The organism is Microbacterium sp. NPDC097977, assembly GCF_040302605.1.
Classification (GTDB): Bacteria; Actinomycetota; Actinomycetes; order Actinomycetales; family Microbacteriaceae; genus Microbacterium.
This window is the reverse complement of sequence record NZ_JBEOUR010000093.1, coordinates 1-10,682: the sequence shown is the minus strand read 5'-3', so window position 1 is coordinate 10,682 and position 10,682 is coordinate 1. Positions and strand designations below refer to the sequence as shown.

12 protein-coding genes are annotated in these 10,682 nt (G+C 69.9%); 6 read left to right on the top strand and 6 right to left on the bottom strand.

The features are described 5' to 3' along the window. Positions 1–197 (bottom strand): agmatine deiminase family protein (locus tag ABTZ43_RS15540; protein WP_350539450.1); only part of this gene is annotated, 197 nt, incomplete at its 3' end. Between the two features lie 93 nt (positions 198–290). Here ABTZ43_RS15540 and ABTZ43_RS15535 point away from each other — a divergent pair. Further along, on the top strand, positions 291–983 hold the full coding sequence (locus ABTZ43_RS15535; RefSeq protein ID WP_350539449.1) for a TetR/AcrR family transcriptional regulator: 693 nt from the start codon (positions 291–293) through the stop codon (positions 981–983). Positions 984–992: 9 nt separating this feature from the next. Continuing rightward, positions 993–2,366 (top strand): pyridoxal phosphate-dependent decarboxylase family protein, encoded by a 1,374-nt coding sequence (locus ABTZ43_RS15530; protein WP_350539448.1) that lies wholly within the window; start codon positions 993–995, stop codon positions 2,364–2,366. A 26-nt stretch (positions 2,367–2,392) separates the two neighbouring features. On the opposite strand, the gene ABTZ43_RS15525 is transcribed toward ABTZ43_RS15530, so the two are convergent. Beyond that, on the bottom strand, positions 2,393–3,448 hold the full coding sequence (locus ABTZ43_RS15525; protein WP_350539447.1) for an alpha/beta hydrolase: 1,056 nt from the start codon (positions 3,446–3,448) through the stop codon (positions 2,393–2,395). A 96-nt stretch (positions 3,449–3,544) separates the two neighbouring features. Then, positions 3,545–4,084 carry a TetR/AcrR family transcriptional regulator gene (locus ABTZ43_RS15520; protein ID WP_350539446.1) on the bottom strand — a complete coding sequence of 180 codons (540 nt, stop codon included), beginning with the start codon at positions 4,082–4,084 and terminating at the stop codon, positions 3,545–3,547. An 80-nt stretch (positions 4,085–4,164) separates the two neighbouring features. Between ABTZ43_RS15520 and ABTZ43_RS15515 the strand changes: the two genes are divergently transcribed. Continuing rightward, a complete protein-coding gene (locus ABTZ43_RS15515) occupies positions 4,165–4,875 on the top strand; it encodes an MBL fold metallo-hydrolase (RefSeq protein ID WP_253384276.1) in 711 nt (236 codons plus the stop codon). Positions 4,876–4,911: 36 nt separating this feature from the next. Here ABTZ43_RS15515 and ABTZ43_RS15510 read toward each other — a convergent pair whose 3' ends face one another. Genes ABTZ43_RS15510 through ABTZ43_RS15500 form a run of 3 tightly spaced genes read right to left on the bottom strand, consistent with a single transcriptional unit; the run spans position 4,912 to position 8,251 of the window. After that, a complete protein-coding gene (locus ABTZ43_RS15510; RefSeq protein WP_350539445.1) occupies positions 4,912–5,487 on the bottom strand; it encodes a cysteine hydrolase family protein in 576 nt (191 codons plus the stop codon). After that, positions 5,484–6,929: a purine-cytosine permease family protein gene (locus tag ABTZ43_RS15505; protein WP_350539444.1), complete on the bottom strand. Its 1,446-nt coding sequence runs from the start codon at positions 6,927–6,929 to the stop codon at positions 5,484–5,486. The genes ABTZ43_RS15510 and ABTZ43_RS15505 overlap by 4 nt, the downstream gene beginning before the upstream one ends. 35 nt (positions 6,930–6,964) lie before the next feature. After that, the gene (locus ABTZ43_RS15500; RefSeq protein ID WP_350539443.1) at positions 6,965–8,251 is read right to left on the bottom strand and encodes a M18 family aminopeptidase; all 1,287 of its coding nucleotides are present in this window, start codon (positions 8,249–8,251) and stop codon (positions 6,965–6,967) included. Between the two features lie 271 nt (positions 8,252–8,522). On the opposite strand from ABTZ43_RS15500, the gene ABTZ43_RS15495 reads away from it, so the two are divergent. The 3 genes from ABTZ43_RS15495 to ABTZ43_RS15485 all read left to right on the top strand — a co-directional run. Next, a complete protein-coding gene (locus ABTZ43_RS15495; RefSeq protein WP_350539442.1) occupies positions 8,523–9,389 on the top strand; it encodes an EamA family transporter in 867 nt (288 codons plus the stop codon). Between the two features lie 152 nt (positions 9,390–9,541). Further along, positions 9,542–9,937, top strand: a complete 396-nt coding sequence (locus ABTZ43_RS15490; protein ID WP_350539441.1) for a GNAT family N-acetyltransferase — start codon at positions 9,542–9,544, stop codon at positions 9,935–9,937. Between the two features lie 556 nt (positions 9,938–10,493). After that, on the top strand, positions 10,494–10,682 hold a 189-nt coding region (locus tag ABTZ43_RS15485; RefSeq protein WP_350539440.1), incomplete at its 3' end, for a hypothetical protein.

The window sequence follows — 10,682 nt, the reverse complement described above, 5'->3', positions numbered from 1 at the left end:
CGGGCGCGGGAGACCTCGGCCGGATCGACGATCATCGTGACCGGTTCGAACTCGGCGACCGCGTGCGCGACCTCGGTCCAGGTCGCGTAGCCCTCGTCGCGCTCTGACGCCGTCTCGCCCAGGGTCGGCCCCTCGGCGGGGAACGCCATCCAGGTGCGGTCGTGCGGTGCCGTCTCTGCGGGCATGTGCCAGGCCATGATTCGTCTCCCTCGCTGTCGATCCCTCTGTCGAGGCTGCGGAGCCGTGATCGCTATTGAACACGTGATCAACGAGTGATACGGTAGCCCGTGATGAAGACCACGTCAAGAGCCGCCGCGCCTCGCCGGCTGCCGCCCGAGGAGCGCGAACGCTCGATCCTCGACGGCGCCGTATCGCTCGCCGGCGAGAGCGGACTCGAGGCGCTCACGGTGCGCGCCGTCGCCGCCAGGGTCGGGGTCACGCCTGCGCTCGTGGCCCATTACCGCCCGGTCATGGAATCGTTCGTCGCCGAGGTCTTCACGACGATCGTCTCCGCCGAACGCGACGAAGTCATCGCCTCGTACGACGACGGGGTCGACCTGCGCACCAACCTGCTGCGGCTCATCGAGACGCTGCTCGACGACTCCCGCGACGACGTCGCCATGGTGTGGGTGCAGTCCTGGGCGCTCGGCGCCCGCAATGAAGCGCTCGGTGCGCGGGTGCGCGCCGAGATGGACCTCTGGCACAGCGCGCTCGAAGACCTCATCGCCCGCGCCGCCGCCGAGGCCGCCGACATCAGGGTCGACCCCGCATCCTCCGCGTGGATGCTGCTGGCCATGGTCGACGGCATGAGCGCGCACTCGCTCGTGCACTGGGCACCCCGCGACCGCACCGATCTCGCCCGCCGCACTCTCGCCGCCGTGCTCGACGCCCCGTCCACGACCACGACCCCCACGACCTCGGCATCCACCACCGCGGCGTCCACGACCACGACCCCCGTATCGCCCGCAGGAACCCACAGTTAGGGACAGCTCATGGGAGCAGAACGCATGCACGCGGCCTCGGCCGAATCGACGGCGATCGTCGACGCCGTGCTCGACTACTCGCGACGACGGATGCTCGCGGCCGACGTGCCGCTCGACAAGCCGCAGTCCCCGGCCGAGCTCGACCGGCTCGTCGGCACCACCATCACCGACGGCGGTCTCGGATCGCAGCGGGCACTCAGCGTGTTCGAGCACATCCTCGCACCCGCGTGCCTGACGACGAGCCACCCGTCGTACCTGTCGTTCATCCCCACCGCGCCGACCATCGCCTCGATCGCGTTCGACCTGGTGGTCTCGGCATCCGGTCTCTACGGGGGCAGTTGGCTCGAAGGCGCGGGTGCGGTCCATGCCGAGAACGAGGTGCTGTCGTTCCTCGCCTCCGAGTTCGGGCTCCCCGACACGGCCGGCGGCGTCTTCGTGCAGGGCGGCACGATCGGAAACCTGTCGGCGCTGGTCGCGGCCCGCGAGGCCGCGAAGACCGCACTGCTCGACGCGGGTAGAGAGCTGCCGCGTCGGTGGAAGATCGTGTGCAGCGTCGAGGCGCACTCCTCGAACAAGTCGGCAGCGAAGGTCATGGACGCCGATGTGGTGCTCGTGCCCGCCGGACCCGACGGCGTGCTGCGCGCGGATGCCGTGCGCGAGGCGCTGCGCGAGCACGGCGACGAGATCTGCGCGGTCGTGGCGACCGGTGGATCGACCAACTTCGGCATCGTCGATGACATCGCCGGCATCGCCGCTCTCAAGGACGAGTTCGACTTCTGGCTGCACATCGACGGCGCCTACGGGCTCACCGCGATGCTGGCTCCCGAGGCGCGGGGCGTCTTCGCCGGTGTCGAGCGCGCCGACTCGGTGATCGTCGATCCGCACAAGTGGCTGTTCGCCCCGTTCGACTGCTGTGCGCTGATCTACCGCGATCCCGATGCAGGGCGCCGCGCGCACACGCAGCACGCCGAGTACCTCGACACCCTCACGGATGCGGGAGACTTCAGCCCGTCCGACTACTCGATCCAGCTGACGCGCCGCCCGCGCGGACTGCCGCTCTGGTTCTCCCTCGCCACCTACGGCGTCACCGCCTACCGCGAGGCCGTGAGCGCGACGCTCGCTCTCACCCAGCGCATCGCCGCCGAGATCGCCGCGCGTCCCGAACTGCGTCTCGTGCGCGATCCGCAGCTGTCGGTCGTCGTGTTCGAGCGTGAGGGCTGGGAGCGCTCCGACTACGACCGCTGGTCCGACGAGCTGCTCGACTCGCAGCGCGCGTTCGTGGTGCCGAGTTCGCACGGCGGGCGTCCGAACACCCGCTTCGCGATCCTCAATCCGCTCACGACGTTCGACGACCTCGTGGGCATCCTCGACACGATGAAGTAGGCAGGGCGCTCCGATCCGCCCAGACCTCAGCGGGTGGTGTGGGTGTTCAGGAAGTCGATCGTCTGCTCCAGCGCCGTCTGTGCGTCGGGCATGTCGAGGTGGAACTGATACTCGTGCGGAAGAGCCGGCTCGTGGGGCGCCGGCCAGAACAGGGTCGTGACCTCGACCCCCAGTTCATCGAGGCGCTTGGCCATCGGGATCGACTGCAGCCAGGTGAGTCCGTCGCCGTTCCCTCCCGAGATGTACGTCGTCGGGAAGTCGGCGGTGACCCAGTCGACCGTCGACATGGTGGATCCGGTCGAATCCTCGGCCCAGGTCTTCGTGCCCGCGTATGCCCACATCGACGTCTTGAGCCCCCAGCCGGCGATGCCGTCGAGCTGGGCGAGCGCGGCGAGGTCGTAGACGCCGCAGTTCAGCACGGTCGCCACGACCTGTTCGGGCGTCAGCGAGGGCGTGATGTCCAGGATCTCGGCGTAGTCGGTGTTGGTGATCAGCGTCGCCATCTGGCTGGCGAGCTGTGCGCCCGCCGAGTCGCCCGCGAGCACGATCCGGGTCGGGTCGACACCCAGCTCCTCGGCGTGCTCGTCGATGTATGCGAGGGCATCGTTGAGCTGATGGACGGCGAGCGGATACACGCCCTCCGGGCCGATCGTGTAGTTGACGGCGATGGTCGTGTACCCCTCGGCGGCGAGGATGCGCAGGTACGGATCGACGTTCTCCTTCGACCCGGAGATCCAGGCGCCGCCGTGGATCCATACGACGGTGGGCAGCGGACCGCCGGCGGATGCCGGAGCGAAGACGTCCATCGTCGTGTCGGCGCCCGCGTCGCCGTAGGCGACGTCGAGCTGCTCGGTGAGCTTCGTGTCGGGCAGATGCCGGTCCATCTCGGCGGCGGTGTCGTCTCCGCCCTTCGTGAACACCGCGCGGATCAGCATGGCGGAGGGCCAGGGGGTGATCGCGCCGACGGTGGCGATCACTGCGGTGACGGCCACCACGAGTCCCACGGCGATCTTCGCCCGGTGCCACGGGCGCCGGGCCTTCTTCGGGTGCTCGGACTCTTCGGCGTGCGCAGTCATGGTCATGGAAACCCCTCTCCGCGCAACATCCTGGCAGTACCGCGGTCGAGTTCGCCGGAGGCGGGCATCCGAGTAGCCGAGGAAGCGGTGGCAGGCGCCGGATCAGTCGGGGGTCGGCCCGGCGCTGAGCCCGGCGATGAGTCGCCGCAGGCCGTAGTCGAACGCCCGGTCGACGTCGCCGCCGAGACGGAAGGCGCCCGACAGTTCCATCTGCAGGAATCCCGTCGCCCACGCGGTGAAGAGGCGGGCGGCATCGAGCGCATCGTCCTCGCCGACGAGTGCCGTGGTCGCGCGGATGAGCGGTGCGGCCGAGCGCTGCAGGGCGTCGTGCGGCGCGGCCGTGCTGAACATGAGGCGGAAGGCCTCCGGATGCTGCTGGGCGAAGCCGCGGTAGGCCTGCGCGATCTCGGTGATGTCGGCGTCGGTCGCGTCGAGGCGTGCGGTGAGCTCGTCGATCGCGGACGCGGCGATGGCGGAGAGGAGGGCCTCGCGGTCGCGCACCCGCTTGTAGAGCGACGGGGCGCGAACGCCCACCCTCGTGGCGACGGCCTGCATCGTGACGCTCGCGGGGCCGGTGGCGTCGAGGATCTCGCGGCCCGCGGCGATGATCGCCTCGAGTGAGGTCCGGTCGGGTGTCGGCATGGCATCTCCTTGATGGCTATTGACAATAGCCATGATAGCTACGTAACGTAGCCATCGCAATCATCCCGAAAGGATCCGCCATGAAGCTCGCACCGCACCTGCACCGACTCGGCAACGACATCGTCGCCTCCTACCTCATCGATCTGCCCGAGGGGATCACCCTCATCGACGCCGGTCTCCCCGGCCACTGGAAAGACCTGCAGCGTGAACTCGCCGAGCTGGGGCGCCCGATGTCCGACATCCGCGGACTCGTGCTGACCCACGGCGACGGCGACCACATCGGATTCGCCGAGCGCCTGCGCCGCGAGGCCGGGGTGCCGGTGTTCATCCACGCCGCCGACGCCCACCGGGTGCGCACCGGCGAGAAGCCGAAGACGCCGATGGGACCGGCTCGGATCGGGCCGATGCTCGGCTTCCTCGCCTACGGGCTCCGCAAGAACGCGATGCGCACCCCGCACGTCGCCGAGGTCACCGAGGTCGCGGACGGGGACGTCCTCGACCTCCCCGGCTCCCCGGTCGTGATCGGCATGCCAGGACACTCGCCCGGGAGCATCGCGGTGCACGTGCCGGCCGCGGATGCCGTGTTCGTCGGCGATGCGCTGACGACCCGTCACGTGCTCACCGGGCGGACCGGCGCACAGCCGGCCCCGTTCACCGACGAGCCTGCCGCAGCGCTCGCGTCGCTCGACCGTCTGGCCGCGGTCTCCGCATCCTGGGTGCTGCCGGGCCATGGCGCACCGTGGCAGGGATCGCCCGCCGACATCGCCGCGGCCGTGCGCGCGGCGGGCTGAGCCGACGCCGGCGATCGGGACAGGCGTGTCGGCGGCTCACCGCCCGGCGAGCACCGCGGCGGTGTCGCTGATGGTGATCTGCGGCGGATACAGGCCCATGACCTGCAGTGCTGCGGACTGATTCTCGACGGTCGATCCTGCGCACGCGTCGGCGACGACCGCGACGCGGGCTCCGGCATCCGCGGCGGCCAGCGCCGTCGAGATCACGCAGCAGTCCGTGGCGACACCGGTGAGCACGACATGTGCGCCGCGCCCCACGATCGCTTCGATCTCGTGGCCCCACTTGCCGAACGTCGGCAGATCGAGGGTCGCATGCGGCGAGAGGCCGACCGCATCGGGAACGAGGGCGAACAGCGGATCGTCCGGCGACTGATCGGCGAACGGCCAGGCGGCGAAGTACGCGCCCCACGAGGTGGTGCGATCCGCCGTCGGCATCCACCGCGTCACGATCACGCGGTCGCCGAAGTGGTCGGCGAGCGCGCGGATGCGGGGCATCGCGTCGGCGAAGAACGGCGACCCCCAGGCGGAGTCCGCAGACGCGAAGATCGCCTGCGGGTCGATCACGACGAGCCAGGCGTCACCGGCCGCGCGTCCCGCCGCGGCATCCGTCACGCGGTGTGCTCCTGACGGCGGATCTTCGCCGCCCGCGCGAAGTACGTGACGACGAACGACAGGACGAGGGCGAAGAACACGCCCAGGTTGGCGTAGGCCCAGTCCCCGTCGACACCGCCGACGAGGAAGAGCAGGTACCCCTGCCAGTTGTTCCAGGGCGCCGCGTCCGCGAAACCGTTGAGCACGAGGCCCCAGCCGATCACGCTGGTGACGACCATGGTGCCGATCGAGGTCCAGTCCCAGGCGCCGTACCGCCCCCGGCTGTCGAACAGCGCGGACTCGTCGTAGTCCTTCTTACGGCGCAGGATGTCGGCGATCAGGATGCCGGCCCATGAGGCCAGCGGCACGCCGAGGGTGATGAGGAAGCTCTGGAAGGGGCCGAGGAAGTCCGTGGCGAAGAACACGACGTCGATCGTGCCGATCGTGAGGATCACCCCGTCGATGGCCGCGGCCGACGGGCGGGGGATGCGGATGCCGAGGCTCAACAGCGTGAGGCCCGACGAGTAGATGCCGAGCACGGCGCCCGAGACGAGCGCGAGCACGGCGGTGAGCAGGAACGGCACGAGCACCCAGACCGGCAGGATCGTCGCGAGTGCGCCGATCGGGTCGGCCGCGATCGCGCTCATGAGCTCATCGTTCGACCCCGCGAGCAGCAGCCCGAAGATCACGAGGATCACGGGTGCGACCGAGCCGCCGATCGTGTTCCAGGCGACGATCGCTCCATCGGATGCGGTGCGCCTCTGATACCGCGACCAGTCGGCGGCGATGTTGATCCAGCCGAGGCCGAACCCGGTCATCACCATGACGAGGGCTCCGATCACCTGGCCGATGCCGCCGTCCGGCCGGGACAGCACCGTCGCGATGTCGATCGTCGGCGCAGCGAGCACGATGTAGAGCACCGTCACGGCGCCGGTGACCCAGGTGAGCACCGACTGCATCCGCATGATCGTGTGATAACCGAGCACGGACGCGGCGACGATCAGTGCCGCGACGATGAGCGCGGCCGTGATCTTCAGCGCGATGCTCTCGCCGTCGCCGCCGAGCTGCGTGATGATCGTCGCGGTCGCCAGCACGGCCGTGATCGCGAGGAACGTCTCCCAGCCGATCGAGGTCAGCCACGAGACGATGCCCGGCACCTTCTGACCCTGCACGCCGAAGGCGGCGCGCGAGAGGACCATGGTGGGGGCGGAGCCGCGTTTGCCGGCGATGGCGATGAGCCCGCACAGCAGGAACGACACGACGATGCCGATGACCGACACGAGCGTCGCCTGCCAGAACGAGATGCCGAAGCCGAGCACGAACGATCCGTACGACATCCCGAACACCGACACGTTGGCCGCGAACCACGGCCAGAACAGGTCGCGCGGCGCCGCCGTGCGCTCGGTCTCGGGGATGATCTCGATGCCCGCGCGCTCGATGAGAGCAGGCTTGATGTCCGTCATTCCCTCATCCTGGCACCGACGGGGCGGCAGAGGGGTCAGCCGGCGAAGAACGCCCCCGCGACGCGTGTGAGGTCATGGAGGTCCGAGACGCCGGCGAGCTCCCGCGCGGAGTGCATCGAGAGGATCGGGATGCCCACATCGACGGTGCGGATGCCGAGACGAGTCGCCGTGATCGGGCCGATGGTCGACCCGCACGGCACGTTGTTGTTCGACACGAACTCCTGCGTGACGACATCGGCCGTGTCGCACCACTCGCGCCAGGCGGCGGAACCGAGAGCATCCGTGGCGTAGCGCTGGTTGGCGTTGAGCTTGAGGATCGGGCCGGACCCGAGCACGGGCTGCACCACGGGGTCGTGCTTCTGCGCGTAGTTCGGGTGCACCGAGTGCCCGACATCGCTCGACAGGCACCACGACGAGGCCAGAGCTCGGCGGCGCTGCGACGAGTCGGCGCCGAGCGCGTCGTAGACACGGCCCAGCACGTCCTCGAGGAAGGGCCCGGCGGCTCCGGAGCGCGAGTTCGAACCGAGCTCCTCGTGGTCGAAGGCCGCGAGCACCGCGATCGGGCCGGATTCGGCCGACCCCGCGCGCTCGAGGGCGACGACACCGGCGTGCACCGAGGCGAGATCGTCGAGGCGCCCGGAGGCGAAGAACGCGTCGTCCCGACCGAACACCATGCCGCGTGCGGAGTCGGCGATCACGACGTCGTATCCGCGGATGTCCGCTGCCGACACATCGGCCGACGCGGCGAGCTCGGCCAGTACGTCGGCATCGGACGCGTCGCCCAGCCCCCAGACCGGCTGCGTCTCGGCCTGCTTGTCGAGGGCGAGGCCGTTGTTGTTCACGCCGCGGTCGAGGTGCACGGCGAGCTGCGGCAGGCGCAGCAGCGCGCCCGTGTCGGCGAGCACGACGCGGCCGTCGGCGAGGGCGAGGCGTCCGGCGAGGCGCAGCTCGCGGTCGAGCCAGGAGTTCAGCAGCGGACCGCCGTACACCTCGACCGCGGCCTGCAGCCAGCCTCTCGATCCCGTGGTGGGCTGCGGCTTGAGCTTGAAACCGGGGGAGTCGGTGTGTGCGCCGAAGATGTGAGCGGGGGTGGTCGCGACCGCATCCGCCGGCAGGGTCCAGGCGATGGTCGCCCCGTCGCGCACGACGAGGTAGCGCCCGCCGGGCGTCACCTCCCATGCGTCCTCCTCGCGCAGACGCTCGAAGCCGGCGTCCTCCAGGCGTCGGGCCGTCTCCGCGGCGGCGTGGTAGCTCGAGGGCGAGGCGGCGACGAAGTCGGCGAGATCCTCGGCGTGGATGAGGGCGTCAGGGGTGACGGGCATGGTGCGGCCTTCCTGCAGGGGGCGGTGATTCGATCGTAATCGGGCCTGACGGTGCTCTGCTCACGCGCTGCGCGCCTCTGCTCACGCGCTGTTCACCTGCCGGTCACCATCGCCGGATACCGTGGGTCCCGATAGCGCCTAGGGTTCCGGGGTTCGTCCCGTCTGGTCCGAGCGGCGCCACGGCGTCCCTCCGCAGGGTCGCCGTCATCTGACAGGACAAAAGCCCGGAGGACCCTGTTCGTCGTGCCCGCGACGTACGGATGGGTCTCGCATGTCCGCTCTCGCCTTCGCCCTCGTGTTCGCCGCGGCGATCTCCCACGCCGCATGGAACGTCATCGCCCACGGCGTGAGCAAGGCGGGCCTGCCCTTCCTCTGGTGGGGCGCCGTCGGGGGCACGGTCGTGTGGATCGGCGTCATCCCTTTCACCGGCGGGCTCGGGACCGATGACCTGCGGGCATTCCTGTGGGGCGTCGGGGTGTCCGCCGTGCTCCATGTGATCTACATGGCGGTCCTGCAGCGCGGGTACCGCGAGGGAAACCTGTCGACCGTCTACGCGACCGCCAGGGGCACAGGCCCGTTCCTGTCGGTGATCGTCGCCGTCCTGCTGCTGGGGGAGCGCCCGTCCGCCCTCGCGCTCGTCGGCGTCGCCGCGATCATCCTCGGAGTGGTCGCGATCGGTCTCGTCGACCGTGGACGCGCGTCCCGCTCGCGGCGATCCCTCGACCCCGGGCTCGTGTTCGGACTCCTCACGGGCGTCGCGATCGCGGTCTACACGATCTGGGATGCGAACGCGGTGCGCACCTGGAACCTGTCGCCCGTCGCGTTCATGGTCGGCACCATGCTGCTCGAGATCCCCTTCTATTCGATCGGCATCCGCGGGCGATGGGCCGCCGTGCGCACACTCGGCCGCACACAGTGGCGGCGCATCGTGGCATTCAGCATCCTGTCGCCGCTGTCGTACATCCTCGTGCTCACCGCCATCCAGCTCGCGCCGGTCGCGCTGGTCGCCCCGCTGCGTGAGGTCAGCGTCGTGCTGGTCTCTCTGTTCGGCGTCTTCGCGCTGAAGGAGAGCAGGCCGGGGTGGCGGATCGCCGCATCCGTCGTCGTCCTCGCCGGGATCGTCCTGCTCGCGCTGTAGGGATGCGGATCTCATGGGGCCGCGCGGGCCGCGCGGGCCGCGCGGGCCGCGCGGGGGCGCCGGGGAACGTGGTCGGTGAAACGGGTGATTGGATGGATGCTGTGTCGATCGGGTGGAGTCTTCGAGCCAGTGGTCCCTCGGATGCTCCGTGGATGGCGGAACTGAGGGCGATCGTCATGCGCCCCGATCTGGAGCGGCTCGGCCGCTACGACCCCGTGCGTGTGCGGCAGCGGTTCCTCGATGCGTATGCGCCGGAGAACACGCGCGTGATCGTCGTCGACGGAGACGACGTCGGGCTCATCGCGGTGCGGGTCGAGCCCGACGCGGTCTGGATCGAGCACTTCTATCTCGACCCGGCGGTGCAGGGGCGGGGGCTGGGATCTGCCGTGCTCACGCATCTTCTCGCCGATGAGAGGCCCTCGGTTCCGTTCCGCCTGAACGTGCTGCAGGGAAGCCCCGCTCGACGTCTGTACGAGAGGCATGGATTCGTGCTCGAGAGCGAAGACGACGTCGATGTCTTCATGAAGGCGAAACCGGCGCGGGTCTGACCGCTCGGCCCTCGATCCGTTTCGCGGGATGGTCCTCTCGCTCTGTCTCCGAGAAGGTCTTTCCCGTCCTCGCGGGGCCGGGTTCCCCCTCATTGGGGCTGTGCCCCCTCGGGGGGCGGTTCCTCCCATCGGGGCCGGTTCCCCCGCCCCCAAGCGGGCCGGTTCCCCCAACGGGGCCGGCTTCCCCCTCCGGGGGGTCCCTCCCGTCGGGGCCGGGTTCCCCCTTGGGGGGCGGTTCCTCCCATCGGGGCCGGTTCCCCCGACCCCCAACGGGCCCCCCGCGGGGCCGGCCCCCCATCAGGGCCGGCTCCCCCTCCCATCGGGGCCGGTTCCCCCGATCAGGGGTCGGCCCCCAAGCGGGCCGGTTCCCCCCATCTGTCTCGCCGGATCGCTCGGACCGTGGCATCTGCCTCACCCTGTTCGTCCAGCCCTCCGCAGTCGACCCGAGAGCGCTCTCGACGTGTCATTCCGGGAGATTGGAATACGCCTCTGGTCTGGGGTATTTGTGGGTGGTTTGGGGTCTCGAATGTCGGTGGTTGCGGGTTGAGTTGCGGGTATGGAGAGCACGACGGAGCTTTTGGATCGGGTCATCGTCGACCTTGACACGGTGTTGTCTGATGGTGTGCTGGCGGGGTTGGGTGATGCGGATCGGATCCGGGTGTTGTTGGGGGCGGGGGCGGTGTTCCGGCGGGCGGAGGCGGTGATCGTCGAGGCTGTCGCGAGCGATGACGGGGGTGAGTTCGCG

Bases quoted from the DNA above. Each gene is read 5' to 3' on its own strand.
- ABTZ43_RS15535 (WP_350539449.1), top strand. From the start codon at position 291: ATGAAGACCACGTCAAGAGCCGCCGCGCCTCGCCGGCTGCCGCCCGAG.
- ABTZ43_RS15530 (WP_350539448.1), top strand. From the start codon at position 993: ATGGGAGCAGAACGCATGCACGCGGCCTCGGCCGAATCGACGGCGATC.
- ABTZ43_RS15525 (WP_350539447.1), bottom strand. From the start codon at position 3,448: ATGACCATGACTGCGCACGCCGAAGAGTCCGAGCACCCGAAGAAGGCC.
- ABTZ43_RS15520 (WP_350539446.1), bottom strand. From the start codon at position 4,084: ATGCCGACACCCGACCGGACCTCACTCGAGGCGATCATCGCCGCGGGC.
- ABTZ43_RS15515 (WP_253384276.1), top strand. From the start codon at position 4,165: ATGAAGCTCGCACCGCACCTGCACCGACTCGGCAACGACATCGTCGCC.
- ABTZ43_RS15505 (WP_350539444.1), bottom strand. From the start codon at position 6,929: ATGACGGACATCAAGCCTGCTCTCATCGAGCGCGCGGGCATCGAGATC.
- ABTZ43_RS15500 (WP_350539443.1), bottom strand. From the start codon at position 8,251: ATGCCCGTCACCCCTGACGCCCTCATCCACGCCGAGGATCTCGCCGAC.
- ABTZ43_RS15495 (WP_350539442.1), top strand. From the start codon at position 8,523: ATGTCCGCTCTCGCCTTCGCCCTCGTGTTCGCCGCGGCGATCTCCCAC.
- ABTZ43_RS15490 (WP_350539441.1), top strand. From the start codon at position 9,542: ATGGCGGAACTGAGGGCGATCGTCATGCGCCCCGATCTGGAGCGGCTC.